Raw genomic sequence first — 18,607 nt, 5'->3', positions numbered from 1 at the left:
TCAAAGCACCGGTGTGCGGGCGATGGCGTGGTCGATCACTTTCAGCGCGGCCTCGCGTTCGGCGCCAGTGATGAGGAGCCGAGGCGCACGCACGCGCTCATTGCCAAGGCCAACCTTGTCCTGCACCAGTTTGATCAGCTGCACGAACTTGGGCACGGTGTCGAGGCGCAGCAGCGGCAGGAACCACGCATAGAGTTCGGCCGCCGCATCGGCACCGCCGTCGCGGGCCAGTTCAAACAACTTCACGGATTCCTTCGGATACGCGTTGACCAGGCCGGCAATCCAGCCGCGCGCGCCCATGCTGACGCCTTCGACGATGGCGTCATCCATGCCCACCAGCAGTTCGAGGCGATCGCCAAGCAGCGAGCGGATGGCGGCGAAGCGGCGCACGTCGCCGGAGGATTCCTTCACGGCCTGCACATTGGGGAATTCATGCGCGAGTTCGGCGATCTGCTCGGGCGAGAAGTCCGTCTTGTACGCGATGGGGTTGTTGTAGAGCATGCACGGCAGATCGGTGGCGGCGATCACCGCGCGCAGATGCGCACCCATCTCGCGCCAGTCGGTGGAGTACACATAGGGCGGCAGCACCATCAGGCCGGAGCAGCCAAGCGCCTTGGCCTCGCGCGCCAGGCGCACGGCTTCGTCGGTGGAGAGGGCGGCGATGCCCGGGATCACGGGTGCGCGGCCATCGAGGGCTTTCACCAGCGTACGGATGATCGCCAGCTTCTCGTCGAAACTCAGCGTGGCCGCTTCGCCCAGCGAGCCGAGCGGGACGATGCCGGTACAGCCACTGTCGATCAGCGTGCGTGCGTGTTCGGCGAGGAAGGCATGGTCGACCTGGCCATCGGCGGTGAACGGCGTGGTGATGGCGGGAATCACACCGCGCCAGATGGATGCGTTACTCATGATCGGCTACCTCGGTATTCGTCGTCGGAAAGGGAAAAGTCGTCGCACCCGCCAGGGTGGCGAGGCGTGCGGGAAACAGGGGCGGGCGGCTGCCGCTACGAGAAAAGCGGCCGAGCTCGGCCAGCACGGTGCCGCAGATGCGGCCCTGGCACGCGCCCATGCCGCAGCGCGTGGCGAGCTTGGCGGCACGGGCATCGCTGAAGCCGTCCAGTTCGCCGAGCGTCACGTCTTCGCAGCGGCAGATCAGGGTCTGCGCATCGGCGAGCTGATGCAGGCGCGGGTCGAGTGCGAAATGAGTGGTAAGCAGTTCGGCGAAGCCACGGGCCTTGTCGCGACGCGGCAACAATGCGTCGGCGGCCGCCGTATCGCCAGCCGCCATATGACCGACGATAGCGCCTTCGAGCCGCGCCACCGCCAGGCCGCCGATGCCGTTGGCTTCGCCTGCGGCGTAGATGCCAGCCACGCTGGTGCGCAGCCACGAATCGACTTGTACCTGAGGATGCGCGCCGCGATGCACCGTCGCGCATCCCAGCAGTTGCGCCAGCTCCACGTTGGGCACCAGGCCATAACCCACCGCGAGCAGATCGCAGTCGAGGCAGGTCGTGCCATGCGGCCCTTCGATCTCCACCATGCGCAATGCGGTTTCGCCATGCGCGCGGCGGACGAAGGTACCGAAGCGATACGGCACACCGGCGAGTTGCGCACGCAGCGTGACGGCTTGAGCCGCACGTGCCGGCCAGCGCAAAAGTTGTCGCGCAAAGGTATGCACGCGAGCCGTTGGCGCTTGTTCGTAAATGCCTTGCAGCCGGGCGCCATGTGCGCGCAGGGTCGCCGCGGCAGCCAGCAATAGCGGGCCGCTGCCGGCGATGACCACACGCTTGCCGGCGATCGGCCAGCCTTGCTTCACCAGCGCCTGCAGACCGCCGGCGCCCATCACGCCCGGCAAGGTCCAGCCGGGGAAGGGCAGCAGCAATTCGCGCGCGCCTGTGGCAAGAATCAGCGAGGTATACGAAAGCAGGGAGCTGCCTTGCGGTGTTTCCACGCGCAGGGCGGATGGTTCGGCGGCGACAACCTGATGATTGGTCAGCAGTTCGACGCCATGCAGATTTGCGATGGCCTCGCGCGCGGCACGCGGCGCGGCGCGGCGCACGTCATGGCGCCACACCTGTCCGCCGGCACGCGCCTGTGCGTCGATCAGGCCGACACGTACACCGTGGCTGGCGGCCGTCTGCGCGGCGGCAAGTCCGGCGGGGCCGGCACCGACGATCAGGACGTCATAACGCTTAAGGCCACGCTGATGAAGTATCGCCATCGTCATGATGCCTGGAAGGCTCGCCGGCGCCGCCGCGTGGCGCAGCGAAGACTGGCCGTCTTGGCAAGCCGCGCGGCGGCGCCGGCGAGCCTTCCAGGCATCACCCCATCATTTGAAATCTCATATGTCGGGGCCAGCCCTGTCTGTCCGCATACCTTCGGCCCGTCGTCTCGACAGACGGCCAGTCTGCCTTCGCCGACGGTCCTGTGGTCTGCGGACAGACAGGGCTGGTGACGATGGCGATACTTCATCAGCGTGGCCTTAATCACGGCAGCGCACCTGCATGCCTTCGCGTGCGGTAGTCATGCATGAGCGCACATGCGCGACGCCGTCGATCCGCACGCGGCATTCGAAGCACACGCCCATGCCGCACAGCGGTGCGCGTGGTGCGTCACTCACCGAGCGGCGGAAATGCAGGCTGACGTGCGCGATGGCGGCGGCCACGCTCGCGCCGGCCGGCACATCCACCTCCTGCCCGTCGATGCTGAGGCGGACCATGCCGCTCATGCGGCCATCCTCGATGGCGCGTAGGGCGTTGGATCGATCGCCGGTTCGCGGCCCTGGATCAGATCCAGCAACAGGTGCGCGCTGCCCAGGGCGGTGGTCACGCCGAGCCCCTCGTGGCCAGCCGCGACCCATTGGTCAGTGCCGCCAGGTACGGCGCCGAGGTAAGGTCGGCCATCCGGCGTGGTCGGACGAAAGCCGGTCCATGCGCGCAAAGCCTGCAGCTCGCGCAGCGCGGGAACGAAAGCGAAGCAGCGTTCCAGCATACGTTGCAGCATCGCGGGCGAGACCGCGGCGTCGGTGGCGCTGAACTCGCGTGACGAGCCGATCAGGATCTGTCCGGTAGGGCGCGGCTGCACGTTGAAGGCGACACTGCTGTCGGCATCGCCGTGCGCACTGTCCGCGTAACCGAGTTCGAGCAACTGGTGGCGCAGCAGGTTCGGATAGCGCTCGGTGATCACCAGATGCCCTTTGCGGCCACGCATCGGTAACTGCGGCAGCAGCGAGGGCAGGGCGCAGCCGGTGGCGACCAGTACGGGACCGCTGAGGGTGCTGCCATCGTCAAGTTGTGCGCCACCACGCGGAAGGGCTTGTACGCGACGGCCGGCATAAAGCCGCGCGCCACGCGATTGCGCGCGCTGCACCAGGTAACGCGCCACGCGCGGCGGATACACCACGGCCTCGCGCGGCACCAGCATGCCGCCGCTCATGCCGGGCGCGAGCGCCGGCTCCAACTCGTAGAGGTTTTGGGCATCGAGTACATGCGCTTCGATGCCAGCCGCGGCCAGGCGCACACTGCGCGCTGCGGCAGAGGCCAGTTCGGCATCGCCGCGTGCGACCCATAGCGTGCCGCAGCGGCTGAATTCGGCTTCCTTCAAATCGGCAAAGGCTTCCCATTGCCGCAGCGAATAGCGCGACAACGCCAGCTCGGCCGGGTCATCGTCCATCGCTACCAGATGGCCCATCGCCGCCGCCGTCGCGCCGCCACCGATCGGACCGGGCTCGACGATGGCGACGCGCAAGCCATCCGCGCTCGCCGCATCGGCACAGGCAGCGCCGACCATGCCGGCGCCGACCACGATCAGGTCAAAGCTGGCGGCAGCCGCCTTCATTCCGCGCCGCTGCCCCAGGTAAAGGCGTCGGCTTCGTCGAACAGCAAGGTGGAGCGCGCCACCACATAGGCAGTGCCCGTGATTCGCGGCAGCACCCCGCGCGTGCCAGGCGTATAGCGGCCCTCGAACACGCTGCCGAGAATGCTTTCCTGCCGCCATGTCTCGCCCGGCGCCAGCTTGCCATCAGCGGCCAGGCAGGCCAGCTTCGCGCTGGTGCCGGTGCCGCAGGGCGAGCGGTCGTAGGCAAGGCCGGGGCAGAGTACGAAGTTGCGCCCATCCATGCCGGCCACCGGCGAATCGGCATTGATCTCGATATGGTCGATTTCACCGTTGTCCGCGCCGGTGATGTCGCGCGCTACCAGCGCGCGCCGCACCGCTTCGGTATAGACCGTGAGTTCGCGCTGATGATGGATCTCCAGCGGCAGCGGCGTGTCCTTGGTGATGAAGAACCAGTTGCCACCCCAGGCGATATCGCCGTGCACCGTGCCGTAACCCGGCACCTCGATCTGCACGTTGCTGGCATGGCGGTAGCTCTCCACGTTGTCGATGGAAACGCGGCCGTCCTCATGCAGCTCCGCGCCCACCGTGCCGACTGGCGTCTCAATGCGGTGCATGCCGGGACCGATACGGCCCAGATGCTGCAGCGTGCGCACCAGGCCGATGGTGCCGTGGCCGCACATGCCGAGATAGCTGACATTGTTGAAGAAGATCACGCCCGCGCAGGCTTCCGCCGTCTGCGGCGGCAGCAGCAGCGCCCCCACTACGGTGGACGAACCGCGCGGCTCGCAGGCAATGGCGCTGCGCCATCGATCGAACTCGCGGCGGAAGCGTTCGCGCTGTTCCATCAGGCTGCCGGTGCCCAGATCGGGGAAGCCGGCGATGACGACACGAGTCGGTTCGCCGCCAGTGTGGGAGTCGATCACGTCTATGGTGTGCATGGCGTCTATGCTCGCTTTGCAGGCGATTGGACGTCTAGAAACGCTTGGCAGCCGGCGATGCGGAAATCGGCACAATACGAAAACACTTGCGCATCCTATGCTGCAAGTGCAAAAAAGGTGGGCGCACAATGATGGGGGTTCGATGGAAATGAAGATTTCGGCCGATGAGCTAGAAGCACTCTTCGATGCACTGCCCGACGTAGTGTTCTTCGTCAAAGACGGCAACGGCCGCTACACCCACGCCAACCTCACCCTGGTGCGCCGCCTGGGTCTCAAGCATCGCGCCGACGTCATTGGCCGCAGCGTCACTGAACTCTTTCCCGCGTCGCTCGGTGGATCCTACGCCTCGCAGGACCGACGCGTGCTGGAGGGCGAGGTGATCGAAAACCAGCTGGAAGTCCATATGTTCGCCAATCGTGTCGCGGGCTGGTGTCTGACCTGCAAACGCCCCCTGCGCCAGCGCGGCGAAGTGCGCGGCATCGTCGGCATCTCCCGCGACCTCGGCAAACCCGACGGCCGCCACCCCACGTACGTACGCCTGCGCCGCGTCCTCGCTTACCTGCAAGAGCACTACGCCGAAAGCGTACGCGTCGCCAAACTCGCCGAACTCGCCGACGTCTCCGTCGCCCAACTCGAACGCCACTTCCGCCGCGTCTTCCAGCTCACCCCCCAGCAAGTCCAGACCAAACTACGCATCGAAGCCGCCATGCGCCTCCTCTCCGGCGACCAAAGCGTCGCCGCCATCGGCCTCGCCTGCGGCTTCGCTGACCAAAGCGCATTTGCACGGCAGTTCAAAGCGACAGTCGGAATGACGCCAAGGGACTACCGCGCGATGACGACGGCGAGTGCGAAAGAGAAGCGTGAGAGCAGTGCGCGCTTATAATTCAGAAGAAATTATCCCGACGTCTGATACTGGAAAAGGCACGGCTACAGAGCCCGCGGCAGGCGAGCCAGGGCACGCAGACGCGGCAACCGGGCGACAACGCCCTGGATGACCAGCTTCGCTGTTGTGAAGCGCCTCCGGCCTGCGCCGGAATGACGAAGTAGAAACGGCATTGCAAGGAGCGAATCCTCATATCCAATCGCCGTGCATCAATTGGCTTTTAGCGATCCGCATAAATTGGCTATGTACCGCCCGAGCTGCGCACGCCTATCTTCGTCTCCAGAAACACGTAACGAAAAGTTGATGCTCCCCCACTCAACTGCTTAACGTCGTTATCCAGCTCACCGGAAGATCCCCGCTTCCGCGTGAGTCCTTCTTCCCGCCTTCCTGATCCGGAGTGAACCCTGTGTCCGCTTTGGTATCCATGCCCGATGACGTCCTGATAGCCGCGGCTACAGAGTCTCCGCTCGAACCCGCCGCGCCTATGCAACCTTACGTATGGGCCGCCATGCCACCCTCGTCGTCGGCTCAGGCCGATACGCAGGGTTTTTCCGACCGTATTGATCTACTGATCGAGCGTGCGGGAAGCGTAAGCGCACTCGCACAATGCTGCGGCGTCACCGAGCGCACAGTGCGCAACTGGCGCAACGGCCATGGCGACATCTCGCGCGATCGCTGTCTCGTACTCGCGCGCGCGCTCCACATATCGCCACTCTGGTTGATCAGTGGCGAAGGCTGCATGACGGATGGTTTGGCGGAGAGTGCGTCACCGGTTGTCGACGCCCAGGATCGGCAGCCGAGCATTGACTGCGAGCGGCTTGCTGCCGCGTTGCAGGTGTTGCAGTCGTACATCGTGCTGGTCGGTGGCTCACTGAGTCTCACGCAGCGGGCCGAGGTGATCGCCGAAATCTACGGCATGCTCACTCAGCCGGGACCAAGCGATGCTGGGCGACTCATCGCCTTCCACAAGATGCTTGCCGTCTACCTGCGCAAGACGGACCTGCGTGTGTATTCCTCCGCGTCCGGCTGAGCCGGAGCGCGATGATCGTTCTGAGTATCTGCTTCGCCCGACAGATCATTTCGAACCTGTGCCACCAGCGACCAGGTATCTCACGCAAGACTCTCTGGCGTGAGATGCGTACGCATGATGAGTGGCTCGTTCGAAAGCCGAATCCCTCTTCGACCAACCCGATCTCAGAGTGTGCAGGCATGTATCTGGAACTCGATGGCCACGGCCCCCATTACACGCAGCTGATCCGCGTGCTCAAGTCAGCCATCCTCGATGGCCGCATGGGTGCTGGTTCGCGTCTGCCGCCCACGCGAGAGCTAGCACTCGAATTGGAGCTGTCACGCACAACCGTGCTGGCCGCCTACGAACAGTTGCGCGCCGAAGGCTTCATCAACGGCCGCGTCGGTTCGGGCAGTTACGTGACCGGGCTGCAACTCACGCCGCTATTGCGGCATGTCGCGAACACGGCCGACACCCCCACCTCGCGCTATGCGGAGAGGGCGCGACAGTTCCGCGAGCGCCGGATCGGTCGTCTCCATTTCGGCCTGCGCTACGACCTGCGCTACGGCGACCCGCTAACCAATCCCGCCCTCAATGCCGCATGGGGGCGTGAACTGGCGCGCGCGGCGGCCTACTCGCCGCTGACGGTAACCGGCTCATGGGGCTTGCCGGCATTGCGGCAGCAGATATGCGAGTACCTTGCGCGACGTCGCGGCCTGCACGCGCAGCCGGACGACGTCCTGATCGTCACCGGCACCCAGCAGGCGTATGCGCTGTGTGCACGCGTGTTGCTCGATGAGGGCGACACAGCCGTGCTGGAGGAGCCGCGCTACTTCGGCGCGTATCACATCCTGGCGGCGCACGGTGCAAAGCTGTGCCCAGTGCGCTCGGATGATGACGGGCTGGTTTGCGATGAGTTGCCGGACGAAGCACCGAAACTCATCTGTGTCACGCCCTCGCATCAGTTCCCCACGGGCGCCGTGCTGTCGCTGTCGCGCCGCATTGAGTTGTTGCAATACGCCGAAAGCAAGCGTTGCTGGATCGTGGAGGACGACTACGACGGTGAATTCCGCTACGACGCGCATCCGCTGGCCGCACTGCGTTCGCTCGACGAGGGCGACCGTGTGATCTACGCCGGCACCTTTTCCAAGACCCTGTTCGGCACGCTGCGCATGGGCTACCTGGTGCTGCCGGCGGCGCTGCGCGAGGACTTCATTACCGCCAAGTACCTCAGCGACGTTTCCTCCCCCGGCATAGAGCAGGCCGCGCTGGCCCACTTCATGGAAAGTGGCGGGTTCGAACGGCACCTGCGCCATGCCCGCAAGGAACTGCGCGCACGCCGCGAAGCAATGATCGCTGGCTTGCATCGCCATGCGGGCGAACGCGTGCGGATAGTGCACTCGCCGGCCGGCATGCACGTAGTGGCCTGGTTGAACGGCTACGACCACGACCGCGCCGAGGCACTGATCACGCACGCACACGACCGCGGGCTCGGCCTGTACCCCATGGCACCGCACTACTTCACGCCACCAGCCCAATCGGGTTTGTTGCTCGGCTACTGCAGCTTGTCCGTCGCCGAATTGCGCGAAGCAATGCAACTATTCGGCGAATGCCTGGACGCCGTTCCAGCGGGTGCGTACTGACACACCTACGTGTGCGTGATGGTTGGGTGATCTGGCGCTGAAGAAAACTATCCCAACGTCTGGCACTGGAAAAGGCGCAGCTACAAAGCGCACCGCCTGCTCTCAGGCCATTTCTCTTTGGTTACTTTCTCTTTGGGTCAGCAAAGAGAAAGTAACTCGGGCGCCGGCAGGCGTCCGAAATGCCCGCTGCATAGGCGGCCAAGGCACGCAGACGCGACAACCGAGCGATAACGCCACTGGATGACCAGCTTCGCTGTTGTGAAGCGCCTCCGGCCTACGCCGGAATGACGAAGTAGAAGCGGCGTCGCAAGAGCCGAACCCGCACCCGAAGAGAGAGAAAGAAAAAAGCCCCGCCAGTTGGCAGGGCTTTTTCATCAGTCAAAGGAGGCGAACGGACTCACCCGTTAACCCACACCCCCACATTCAAATGCCAACCATCATCACGACGCTCATAGTGCGGATGCACATAGTGATACCCCGGCCGCACCACCTCCCAATGTCCGGGAATCGCCACATACTCGCGCCCGTTCCAGCGCCAGTAACCGCGCGCCCACACATAGCCCTGACGCGGCATCGGCTCCACTTCCACCACACGCGGCGGTGGCGGCTGCGGGGCTACCACCACTTCCTCCACCACTTCGCGCCGTACCACGGGGCGTTCCACCACCACGGGACGATCGTGGACAACACGCTCTTCGACGCAGCCGCTGGCAAGCAGGGTGAGTGCGGCGAGAGCAATAAGACGGGTCGACATGTAGAGGCCTCAGTGAGATGTGGTGAATGGTGCGGATGAGAGCGTGCGTTTCATGCGGCGACACTCTCATCCATCGTGCCTTTGCGCTGGCTTTGGAAAACGCGCGGACCTATCGCAGGTTGTTGCGCGTTCAGCGGCCCCAGTAGCCGTCGTGGAAGCGCCAGCCGTTGCCATGGCGTACCCAGCCTGCGGGGCGATAGCGATAGCCCGGGCGCGCCTGCACCCAGCGGCCGGTTATCCACATGTGGCGACGCATATGTGGATTCCATTGCCAGTAACCCGGCGCCCACGCGTAACCGCGACGCGGCGGCGGCACGCGTTCAAAGCGCGGCGGCGGTGGAGCCACGCCGATCTGTACGGAGACGCTGGTGCGCGCGACGGCTTCGGGGACATAGGCGGTGCTTCCCAGCGCTAGGCCTATGGCGGTCAATACGGCAAGCTTGCGTGCGAGCGGATTCATCAAACTCTCCTTCTATAACGCAGCCGCGATGTGCAGCGTGCAGGTGGAGAAAACGAAGAGCCGCCCTGCGTGTTGACGACGCCTCGTAAGTTTGTTCAGAAAACGGTCGGCTGAGGTAGGAGCGCACCCTGTGCGCGACAGCCCGCGAGGCGGGGCCGCTCTGCGGCCCTTTCGCGCACAGGGTGCGCTCCTACAGAAACTCAAAGACGGCAGTTGGGTGTGTGTCCGCTGGCGCGTGCCTGTTCGTACACCGGCATCAATTGCTGCGCCTGTTGGCTCAGCGATTGTGCGCGGCCCGACGATGAAGGGTGAGTGGAGAGGAACGCCGGTGGCTTGGCGCCGCCTTGCGCGCCCATCTTCTGCCACAGCGCTGCCGCGGCGCGCGGATCGAAACCGGCTTGCGCCATATAGCGCTGACCCAGCGTATCCGCCTCGCTTTCCTGTGTGCGCGAGAACGGCAGCAGGATGCCGACTTCCGCGCCGACGCCCAGAGCCGCGGCAGCATAGCCGGCGTTAGTGCCGCGGGTTGCGGCATAAGCGGTACCGGCCAGTACGGCCGCCTGCGTCGCCATGTTGTCCGACATGCGCTCGGCGCCATGGCGTGAGACCACATGCGACAGCTCATGGCCGAGCACCACGGCAAGCTGATCCTGATCCGTGGCTACCTTGAACATGCCGCGGTTCACGCCGATGCGGCCGCCGGGCAGGGCAAAGGCGTTGGCGCTGTTGTCGTCGATGATCTGCACTTCCCACTGCTGGGTATTCCACGGCGGCGGCAGCACTCCGATCAGCGCGTTGGAAACGCAGGTGGCGTAGGCGCGTTCGCGCGGCGAGTCGACAAACTTGCCTTGCTTGCGCATGTCGTTGAACGCGCTCAGGCCCATCTGGCTCATGTCGTTGTCCGACACCATCATCAGTTGCGAGCGGCCGGTGGGCGAGGTGGCACAGGCAGCCAGCAGACTGCACAGCGCCGGCGCCAGCAGATGGCGGAATTTCATGCGTAAACCTCCCTGGTAGACGTGACGCGAAGCATAACCTTGCGACCGCCACTAGGGCGTGTTCGCCGGCCTCTGGAAAAGAACGAACGATCGTGCTATTTTCCGGGCCATGAACGATACCGTCGCCACCGGAAAGCGCGCCGCCACGCGCCGCCTGATCCTCGACCAGGCCTATGCCATGGCTTGCAGCGATGGGCTGGAAGGCCTGTCCATCGGCTCGCTGGCGCAGGCGGTGGAGATGTCCAAGAGCGGCGTGTTCGCCCACTTCGGTTCCCGCGAAGACTTGCAGCTGGCCGTGCTGGAGCTCGGCGCCCACCGTTTCATGGCCAAGGTGCTTCTGCCCGCGCTGAAGCAGCCGCGCGGGTTGCCGCGCCTGCGCGCGGTGATCGCCCACTGGTGCGAATGGGCACGCGTGTATCAGAGCGGCTGCGTGCTGCTTTCCGCCGCCAGCGAATACGACGGCCGCGACGGCGCGCTGCACGACGGTGTGGTGCGTCAGCAGGCCGGTTGGCGCGACGAGCTGCAGAAATCGATCGAACTGGCGGTGGCGGAAGGCCACCTGCATGCCGACACCGACGCCGCGCAGCTCGCTTTTGAAATCTACGCCTTGATGCTCGGTTTGCATCACGACGCCGGCCTGTTCGGTTTCGACGAGGCACGCCGTCGCACCGATGCCGCCGTCGATCGCCTGTTCACCAGTTATCAGCCCTGATCCCCGCAGGAGCACGCCCATGTCACGCACGCAAGGCTCCAACCATCGCCGGCATTCCACCACCGCCATGCTGAAACTCAGTGCCGTGCGCGCCAGCTTCGCGCTCGGCGGACGGCTCGCGCCGATGCGCACCGTGAATCGCGCCGCGCGCCTGTTCGCCACGCCGTTTGCCAGCAGCCGCATACGCGCGCAATCGGCGCGACCGGATCAGGACATGCGCCAGGGCAGCTTGCAGGTGGGCGACGAAACCATCGCGACTTATGTGTGGGGCGATCCGTCAACACAACCCTATGCGCTGCTGGTGCATGGTTGGTCCAGCTTTGGATTGCGCTTTATGCCATGGGTGCAGCAGCTTCGCGAGATGGGCCTTGCCGTGGTGACTTTCGATCAGCCCGGCCATGGTCGCAGCAGCGGCAAGCTATGCACCTTGCCGGACTTCATCACCACCATTCGCGCGGTGGGGCTGCACTTTGGCAATGCGGCGCTGGCCGTCGGCCATTCGCTTGGTGGCGCCGCATTGGCTTTGGCGCAGAGCGAGCAATGGCTGGCGCAGCGCCTGATCCTGATCGCGCCCGCCGCCGATATGGAAGCCGCTGCGGGCCGCTTCCTGCGCTTTGTGCATCTTGGCGATCATCTGCGCGGCGCCTTTCTGGCGTGGCATGAGCAACGCACCGGCGTGCAGGTGAAAGAGCTGCAGGTGCATCGCCATCTGCCGGCACTGGGCCAAGCGGGTTTGATCGTGCATGACCTCGACGATCGCGACGTGCCGTGGGAAGAGGGCGAACGTTACGCCCGCTACTGGCCAGGGGCGCGTTTGCTTACCACGCAAGGGCTGGGTCATCACAAAGTGTTGGATGCGCCGGAAGTGCTCGACGCGTCATTCGCTTTCCTGCGTGGCGAGATCGTAGGCGACCGCGTGGTGGCTTCGCCGAACCTGCCGTTCGGCGTGGCTTGAGTCACGACTGTTCTTTCGGTGCGGAACGACCGGTGTGAAAGCTGCGGAACCGGCATACGTTGAAACCGCGCCGAACCCATACGCGGCCATCCGCGAAAGTCATGCGGAAATCGCGAACGCATCCGCCATCAGCATGCTCCAGCGCGATCGTCGTCGAATCGCCGCCGGGTAGTGACCGTTCTCCTAGCGCGATGTCGTGGAAGTCGTTGGTGCCGGTTGTCGCTACCGCGAATGACGCGAGGCTGCTCGGCGCGTTGTTGTAGAGATCGAGATAATGCGTCTGCGCGACGGCGAGCGCCGGTGCGGCCGCGAGTACAACAAGCATGACGATGCGCATGAAGGTCCCCTCCTGAGATCGACGGTCTCCGCGACACCTCGCGGATGTGTGGATTGGAGGGGCGCGTTGGCCGCCCGGAAAGCGATTCGTGACGAATCGTAGCCAGCAAAGGACGAATCGTAGCCGGCATGGACGAACGCTATTCGCCACATGGAAAGCCTGTGTAGGATGCGGGCGCCGGCAGCGATGTTCTCCGCCGGCCTGGACCTTGGGGGAATGCCGGTGCGATTTCTGCGTTACATGGCGGTGTGGACCATCCTGGTGGTGCTTTTCGCGCTGCAGGGATACGCCACCGATGCGGTGCGCGGTTTCACCTGGAGTGCGAGCGACTACATCCGCTGGTCGATGATCCAGTGGTACACGCTCGCCGCGTTGGCGCCGGCGGTGTTCTGGCTGGCGGCGCGCTATCCCATCGAACCTTCACGGCGTTTGCGTTTTCTTCCCGTACACGTGCTGGCCAGCGTGGCATTCACCGCTTGCGCGGTGCTGCTCGCCGCATCGATGGCGCATATCCTTGAGCCCGGCGAACCGCCGGTGGCCGAACAGCTGTCGCAGTTCATCAGCAAGTACGCCGTCACCGACATGTTTGTGTACTGGATGCTGCTGGTCATCTGGCATGCGGGGCGCTTCTACCGCGAGAAGAACCGGCGCATGGTGCAGTCGGCACAGTTGCAGGCACAGCTCGCCCAATCGCGCCTGCAGGTGCTGAAGATGCAACTGCAACCGCATTTCCTGTTCAACACCCTGCATGCCATCTCGACGCTGATCCGCGAAGACGCCGCCGTGGCCGAAGACATGCTGCTGCGGCTCAGCGATCTCCTGCGTGCCTATCTCGACGACGACCGCCAGGAGATCGCCCTCGCCAGCGAGCTGGAGTTGCTGGATCTCTACCTCGGCATTCAGCGCATCCGTTTCAAGGATCGCCTGACCACACGCGTGGATGCCGCGGCTTCCGCACTGGATGGCGCGGTGCCCGGCCTGATCCTGCAACCACTGGTGGAAAACGCGATCCATCACGGCATCGGCAAGCATGCCGGCAGCGATCAGGTGGAGGTCACCGCCTATCGCGATGCGGACAGTCTCTACCTTGAAGTGCGCAACCATGGCAGCACGCTGGACATGCCGCAGGAAGAGGCCTTCGGGCGAGGTGTGGGTCTGTCGAATTCGCGGCTGCGGCTGAAGGAATTGTATGGCGACGCGGCGACGATCTACCTCGATGCCTTGACGCCGAAGGGTGTGGTCTGTCGTGTGCGACTGCCGTTCCGCGCGCTGCCGGCGAAGTCCGGTTTCGCGGCCGGAGTAGCAGCGTGAGCATCCGCACCCTGGTGGTCGACGACGAGCCCATCGCGCGGCATAGCGTGGTGCGCCTGCTGCGTGAAGACGCCGACATCGACATCCTGGGCGAATATGGCGATGGCGCCAGCGCGCTGGAAGCGATACGCCGATGCGCACCGGACCTGGTGTTCCTCGATATCCAGATGCCCGAGATGACCGGCATCGATGTGATTGCCAGCCTGGGCGAGGAGCGTTTGCCGGCTACGGTCTTCATCACCGCTTTCGAGCAGTACGCGGTGCGTGCTTTTGAAGCCAATGCGGTTGACTACCTGGTCAAACCATTCAGCCGCGAGCGCTTCATCACCACGCTACGGCGTGCCAAGCACCGGCTATTGGCCGGCGCCGGCGTGGCTGATGCCGTGCCCGCGCAAGTGTTGCAGGCCCTGGCCGAACTGCGCCGTGAGCAAAGCTACGCGCGGCGCATTCCGGTGTCGGTCGACGGTAGTGTCACTTTGCTTGATGTCGCGAACATCGACTGGATCGAAGCCAATCGCAACAGCGTGCTCCTGCACATCGGCAAGCAGGTCTACGAACTGCGGGAAACCATGGTGGCCCTGGAGGGACGGCTCAACCCGCGCCACTTCGCGCGGGTACACCGCTCGGCCATCGTCAATATCGATCGCATCAAGGCGATCCATCCCTGGTTCAAGGGTTACCACATGGTGGTGCTCACCACGGGCGAGCAGCTGCGCATGAGCCGCTATCAGCACGAGACCTTTATGGGCCTCGCGCGGTTTCAGACGCGAGACCCATAGCGTCGACCGTATTCGTCAGGAATGGTCGAGTGGCGTCTTCAACTGCAGGCCGCTGCCGACCATATGGATGCCGTCGTCTGCCAGCGCGTCGGTCGAGCCGCCCTTGTCGTCGTTGGCCTGCGGGTACTTGCTACGCCAAGGGATCGGTTCTTTCGGGCCGGGCACGTAGGCCTGCCATTGGCCGTAATAGGCACTCTCCGATACGTTGGGCATCACCATGTGGAAGACGACAGGCACTCGTACGATCCAGGAGTCGTCATTGGCATGCGGGCCGGAGGTCGGCAGGTCGTAGGTCCATTGACGCGCGGCCCTGACGCTGGCTTCGGCCAGTATGCGGCGCCATGTTTGCATGCCTTTGTCGGTGTCCACCACGTCGAGGTTCACTTGCTCTGCGTCGACGTCGGCTACCTTGCCGCTGCGGTCGATGCGCGCCAGTAGAAAGACCGTGCCCGATACACGCGCTCTGAGGGCGAGTTCCGGATATTTGGGAGCTCTCCTGTCCTTGAAGCGCACCGAGTCTGAGTCTTCTTCGGCCCCCGGATCACCGAAGGTAGCGCCTGCCACGCGTACAACGAAGTTGCTACTGTTGTCCTCTCTTTTGGCTACCACGCGCAGGCTCATCTTGGCTTTTGCCACTACGGGCTTGCCATCGAGCATCACTGGCTCGAAACGCCAGGTGGCAGAGGCGCGGCGAATAAGGTCGACAACTTCGGGAGGCAGTTTCTCCACTTTGTCCAGTACATGTGACTGCGTGCGACCGTCCGTCCCTACGACCACCCAGCCGGTGACAAGCATGCTGGCTTCTGCCTGCTTGCGCACCTCGCTTATGCTTTCGGCCGAGGCCAATCCACAGAACACCAGGCACAGCAGTGCCATCCATAACCGTTTCATGCTTACTCCCCCTTTGGATTCAAACGTGTTGCTGGTGCAGTCGCCGCGTCAGGAATGATCGAGCGGTGTTACGAGCCGCAAACCGCTGCCGAGCATATGCACCGTGTTGTCGGCCAGCGCGTCGGCGGCGCTGCCCTTGTCGTCGCTGGCCTGCGGATATTTGCTCAGCCACGGGACGGGTTCTTTCGGGCCGGGCACGTAGCCTTGCCACTGGCCGTAGCGGTTCGTATCGGGCTTGCCGATCTGATGCAGATTGAAGTTCACCGGTACGCGCGCGATCCAGTATTCGTCCTTGGCGTGCGGGCCTGATGCCGGCGGGTTGTAGGTCCACTCGCGTGCGGCCTGGATGCTGGCGTCCGCAAGGATCTCGCGCCAGCGACGCAATTCGCTGGCGCTGGCGACCAGGGCGAGATTGACCTGCTCGGCGGAGACGTCGGCCACCTTGCCATCGCGGTCGATGCGCACGATCAGGTAGACCGTGCCGGATACGCGCGCTTCGATGGCGCGTATGGGGTAGCGGGGCGCGATATGGCGGTCCTTGAACGAAACCTGCTCGTCCGAGGTGCCATCGCCGAACGTGGCGCCGGCGATTCTCGCGGTATAGCCCTCGCTGCCTTCTTCGCGCTTGGCCACCACGCGCAGATTCATCTTGGCGCGCGCGGCTACGGGTTTGCCGTCACTCAACACGGGTTCGAAGCGCCAACCGGCGGAGGCCTTGCGGATCAGGCTGATCACTTCGGGCGGCAACTGGTCGGGCTTGTCCAGTTCATAGGACTGCACACTGCCATCAGGCGCCACCACGATCGTGCCGGTAACCACCATGCTGGCTTCGACGCGCTTGCGTACCGCGTAGACCCCCTCGGCGGAGGCCAACCCGCAAAGCACCAACAGCAACACCGCTATCCATAACCGTTTCATCTCCATCTCTCCATGTTGGGGCGAGGGTCTGGCGGACGGCCGAGTATCGCGCGCGCCCCTTTGCCGTGGCTAGCGCAAAACGGCGATGGGCCGGCCTGTCGAAAACGCGTCCGCCCGTTCGTCTAACCCATGAAGACGGTTGTTGCATGCCGATCATCGGCAGGACATCCATCTCAAACCCTGACACGCATTACCTTTTCACTAGGCGGCGCTTGTCCCCATTGCCCTTCAAGGAGTTGAAAATGTTTGCCAAGACCTATTTCGCGCTGCGTACCGTCGGCATGGCGTCGTTCATGGCTGCCGCCGTCGGTGGCATGAGCGGTGCTCATGCGAGCGCGGCCACCTACAGCATCGATCCCATGCATACCTACCCCAGCTTCGAGGCCGATCACTTCGGCGGCCTGTCCACCTGGCGCGGCAAGTTCAACAGCAGCAGTGGCAAGGTGACGCTGGATAAGGCGGCGGGTACCGGCAGCGTGGAAATCACCGTTGACGCATCCAGTGTGGATTTCGGTCTGGACAAGATGAACGAGGTGGCGCGAGGACCAGAGCTGTTCGATGTGGCCAAGTACCCCAAGGCCGTCTACAAGGGCAAGCTCACGGACTTCGTCAACGGCGCGCCGACCAAGGTCGTGGGTGAGCTGACCCTGCATGGGGTAACCAAGCCGCTCGATCTCACCATCCATTCGTTCAAATGCACCCAGCATCCGATGTTCAAGCGCGACTGGTGCGGCGCCGATGCCAGCGCCAGTTTCCAGCGCGACGCGTTTGGCATCACCGGTGGCAAGGATTACGGCTTCAAGATGGATGTAGCGCTGCGCATCCAGGTGGAAGCCGTGATCGATGAAGCACCGGAAGCGAAAAAAGTCGCCCTCGCCACGCCAGCTCAGTAAGCCGCGGGGGCAGGGCAGTCATGGCGGGGTGGGATATCTTTGATGAGAATGGTTCGCATTAATCTGTGCTAAGGTCGCGGCCCGGCATCACTTCGCCCGCGCCCTTATGCAGCTTTTCTCGTCCCGCCCCGCCGTGGTTTTCGCGGCATGACGCCCGCGTCCCATCCGCCCGTACGCCATCGCTGGCGGCTGCGCGACGTCCTGCGCAAGTTGCATCTGTGGCTGGGCCTGAGCATCGGTCTGTTGTTCGCCGTGCTGGCGCTGTCCGGCACGGTGCTGGCCTATCAGACCGAGCTGTTGAAATGGCGTCACCCCGAGCTGACCCAGCACGCCTTGCCCACGGCGGAGCAACAGGCCGCGGTGCTGCAACACATCCATGAAACCCGGTGGCCCTTGCCGCTGCGCAGCGTCGATCTGCCGGATGCGGACTTGCCGGTGTGGCAGCTGTTCCTCGATGGACAGACGCGTGTCTATCTCGACCCGATCGACGGCAGGCAACTGCTGCTACGCTCGCCGGACAACGACTGTGTGCTGTGGCTGCGTTATCTGCATACGCATCTTCTCGGCGGCAAGACCGGTGAGTTGTGGCTTGGCGTGATCGGCATTGTCGAACTGTCGCTGTTGCTGATCGGCCTGGTGCTGTGGTGGCCGCGCAAGGGGCATTGGCGCCATGCCGTGCATATGTATGCGCAGCCGCCCATTCGGCGTTGGCGCAGTTGGCACCAGAGTGTGGGCGCCATCGCGTTTCCCTTGCTGCTGCTCAGTACGCTGACTGGCGTCACGCTGATTTATAAGGACACCACGCGTGCCGCGCTGAGCAGTCTGTTCGGTGGTAAGCAGGCGCCATCGAAGTTGCCGACGCTCACGCCGCGTGACGCCCCGGTGCAATGGTTACCGGCACTCGTCGCCGCGCAGGCAGCATTGCCGCAGGCGGAATTGAACCGCATCACGCTGCCCAGCGCGAAGAACGCCGCCTTGATCATTCGCGCACGTGGTCCGGAGGAATGGAATGTGGTCGGCCGCAGTGTCGTGGTGGTCGATCCATACACCGCCAGTGTCATGGCAGTGCAAGACGCGCAGCAGCAGGGCCGGGGCAACCGGTGGAGCGACAACATCTATCCGCTGCATGCCGGTGCGGTCGGCGGCTCCACCTGGCAATTCGTGATTGCCATCGTCGGCGTGTTGCCGGCGTTCTTTGCCGTCACCGGTTTCCTGTTCTGGTGGACACGCACGCGGCATCGGAAGCACGCGCAGCGCGCTTCCGGCTAGGCACCCGTACGCGCCGGTACGCC

At 64.2% G+C, this 18,607-nt stretch carries 20 protein-coding genes; 9 read left to right on the top strand and 11 right to left on the bottom strand.

Annotated features, from left to right (window positions below):
• The 5 genes from ISS97_RS11020 to ISS97_RS11000 all read right to left on the bottom strand — a co-directional run bounded on the left by ISS97_RS11020 (position 1) and on the right by ISS97_RS11000 (position 4,772).
• Positions 1-906 (bottom strand): dihydrodipicolinate synthase family protein, encoded by a 906-nt coding sequence (locus ISS97_RS11020; RefSeq protein ID WP_379986646.1) that lies wholly within the window; start codon positions 904-906, stop codon positions 1-3.
• Positions 899-2,218, bottom strand: coding sequence for an FAD-dependent oxidoreductase (locus tag ISS97_RS11015; RefSeq protein WP_379986647.1), 1,320 nt, complete (start codon positions 2,216-2,218; stop codon positions 899-901). The genes ISS97_RS11020 and ISS97_RS11015 overlap by 8 nt, the downstream gene beginning before the upstream one ends.
• A 261-nt stretch (positions 2,219-2,479) precedes the next feature.
• On the bottom strand, positions 2,480-2,725 hold the full coding sequence (locus tag ISS97_RS11010; protein ID WP_379986648.1) for a (2Fe-2S)-binding protein: 246 nt from the start codon (positions 2,723-2,725) through the stop codon (positions 2,480-2,482).
• Positions 2,722-3,834 (bottom strand): NAD(P)/FAD-dependent oxidoreductase, encoded by a 1,113-nt coding sequence (locus ISS97_RS11005; protein WP_379986649.1) that lies wholly within the window; start codon positions 3,832-3,834, stop codon positions 2,722-2,724. The genes ISS97_RS11010 and ISS97_RS11005 overlap by 4 nt, the downstream gene beginning before the upstream one ends.
• Positions 3,831-4,772, bottom strand: a complete 942-nt coding sequence (locus tag ISS97_RS11000; RefSeq protein WP_379986650.1) for a 4-hydroxyproline epimerase — start codon at positions 4,770-4,772, stop codon at positions 3,831-3,833. The genes ISS97_RS11005 and ISS97_RS11000 overlap by 4 nt, the downstream gene beginning before the upstream one ends.
• A gap of 142 nt (positions 4,773-4,914) precedes the next feature.
• On the opposite strand from ISS97_RS11000, the gene ISS97_RS10995 reads away from it, so the two are divergent.
• The 3 genes from ISS97_RS10995 to pdxR all read left to right on the top strand — a co-directional run bounded on the left by ISS97_RS10995 (position 4,915) and on the right by pdxR (position 8,307).
• Positions 4,915-5,655 carry an AraC family transcriptional regulator gene (locus ISS97_RS10995; protein WP_379986891.1) on the top strand — a complete coding sequence of 247 codons (741 nt, stop codon included), beginning with the start codon at positions 4,915-4,917 and terminating at the stop codon, positions 5,653-5,655.
• 484 nt (positions 5,656-6,139) lie between these two features.
• A complete protein-coding gene (locus ISS97_RS10990; protein WP_379986651.1) occupies positions 6,140-6,685 on the top strand; it encodes a helix-turn-helix domain-containing protein in 546 nt (181 codons plus the stop codon).
• 179 nt (positions 6,686-6,864) lie between these two features.
• The gene (pdxR, locus tag ISS97_RS10985) at positions 6,865-8,307 is read left to right on the top strand and encodes a MocR-like pyridoxine biosynthesis transcription factor PdxR (protein ID WP_379986652.1); all 1,443 of its coding nucleotides are present in this window, start codon (positions 6,865-6,867) and stop codon (positions 8,305-8,307) included.
• A gap of 397 nt (positions 8,308-8,704) precedes the next feature.
• Here pdxR and ISS97_RS10980 read toward each other — a convergent pair whose 3' ends face one another.
• The 3 genes from ISS97_RS10980 to ISS97_RS10970 all read right to left on the bottom strand — a co-directional run bounded on the left by ISS97_RS10980 (position 8,705) and on the right by ISS97_RS10970 (position 10,519).
• Entirely contained in the window at positions 8,705-9,061 is a 357-nt protein-coding gene (locus tag ISS97_RS10980; RefSeq protein WP_379986653.1) for a hypothetical protein, read from the bottom strand.
• Between the two features lie 130 nt (positions 9,062-9,191).
• The gene (locus ISS97_RS10975) at positions 9,192-9,521 is read right to left on the bottom strand and encodes a hypothetical protein (protein ID WP_379986654.1); all 330 of its coding nucleotides are present in this window, start codon (positions 9,519-9,521) and stop codon (positions 9,192-9,194) included.
• Positions 9,522-9,721: 200 nt separating this feature from the next.
• Positions 9,722-10,519, bottom strand: a complete 798-nt coding sequence (locus tag ISS97_RS10970) for a M48 family metallopeptidase (RefSeq protein WP_379986655.1) — start codon at positions 10,517-10,519, stop codon at positions 9,722-9,724.
• Between the two features lie 109 nt (positions 10,520-10,628).
• Between ISS97_RS10970 and ISS97_RS10965 the strand changes: the two genes are divergently transcribed.
• Together ISS97_RS10965 and ISS97_RS10960 are read left to right on the top strand one after the other, a co-directional pair.
• Positions 10,629-11,231: a TetR/AcrR family transcriptional regulator gene (locus ISS97_RS10965; RefSeq protein ID WP_379986656.1), complete on the top strand. Its 603-nt coding sequence runs from the start codon at positions 10,629-10,631 to the stop codon at positions 11,229-11,231.
• Between the two features lie 19 nt (positions 11,232-11,250).
• Positions 11,251-12,186, top strand: a complete 936-nt coding sequence (locus tag ISS97_RS10960) for an alpha/beta hydrolase (protein ID WP_379986657.1) — start codon at positions 11,251-11,253, stop codon at positions 12,184-12,186.
• Between the two features lies 1 nt (position 12,187).
• Here the strand turns inward: ISS97_RS10960 and ISS97_RS10955 are convergent, their stop codons facing one another.
• Positions 12,188-12,523 (bottom strand): hypothetical protein, encoded by a 336-nt coding sequence (locus tag ISS97_RS10955; RefSeq protein ID WP_379986658.1) that lies wholly within the window; start codon positions 12,521-12,523, stop codon positions 12,188-12,190.
• Positions 12,524-12,739: 216 nt separating this feature from the next.
• Here ISS97_RS10955 and ISS97_RS10950 point away from each other — a divergent pair, with 216 nt between their 5' ends.
• Both ISS97_RS10950 and ISS97_RS10945 read left to right on the top strand, forming a co-directional pair.
• Positions 12,740-13,834: a sensor histidine kinase gene (locus ISS97_RS10950; protein ID WP_379986659.1), complete on the top strand. Its 1,095-nt coding sequence runs from the start codon at positions 12,740-12,742 to the stop codon at positions 13,832-13,834.
• Entirely contained in the window at positions 13,831-14,613 is a 783-nt protein-coding gene (locus ISS97_RS10945) for a LytR/AlgR family response regulator transcription factor (protein WP_379986660.1), read from the top strand. The genes ISS97_RS10950 and ISS97_RS10945 overlap by 4 nt, the downstream gene beginning before the upstream one ends.
• Positions 14,614-14,628: 15 nt before the next feature.
• Here ISS97_RS10945 and ISS97_RS10940 read toward each other — a convergent pair whose 3' ends face one another.
• Both ISS97_RS10940 and ISS97_RS10935 read right to left on the bottom strand, forming a co-directional pair.
• Positions 14,629-15,489: an energy transducer TonB gene (locus ISS97_RS10940; protein WP_379986661.1), complete on the bottom strand. Its 861-nt coding sequence runs from the start codon at positions 15,487-15,489 to the stop codon at positions 14,629-14,631.
• A gap of 63 nt (positions 15,490-15,552) precedes the next feature.
• The gene (locus tag ISS97_RS10935; protein WP_379986662.1) at positions 15,553-16,422 is read right to left on the bottom strand and encodes an energy transducer TonB; all 870 of its coding nucleotides are present in this window, start codon (positions 16,420-16,422) and stop codon (positions 15,553-15,555) included.
• A gap of 242 nt (positions 16,423-16,664) precedes the next feature.
• Here ISS97_RS10935 and ISS97_RS10930 point away from each other — a divergent pair, with 242 nt between their 5' ends.
• Both ISS97_RS10930 and ISS97_RS10925 read left to right on the top strand, forming a co-directional pair.
• Complete coding sequence (locus ISS97_RS10930) at positions 16,665-17,315, top strand: YceI family protein (RefSeq protein ID WP_379986663.1); 651 nt, start codon at positions 16,665-16,667, stop codon at positions 17,313-17,315.
• 147 nt (positions 17,316-17,462) lie between these two features.
• Positions 17,463-18,584 (top strand): PepSY-associated TM helix domain-containing protein, encoded by a 1,122-nt coding sequence (locus ISS97_RS10925; protein WP_379986664.1) that lies wholly within the window; start codon positions 17,463-17,465, stop codon positions 18,582-18,584.
• Positions 18,585-18,607: the final 23 nt, after the last annotated feature.

The sequence above is a fragment of the Dyella koreensis genome, assembly GCF_044904565.1.
GTDB lineage: Bacteria > Pseudomonadota > Gammaproteobacteria > Xanthomonadales > Rhodanobacteraceae > Dyella_D > Dyella_D koreensis.
The sequence above is the reverse complement of the archived record's forward strand: the minus strand, read 5'-3'. Positions and strand labels throughout refer to the sequence as shown.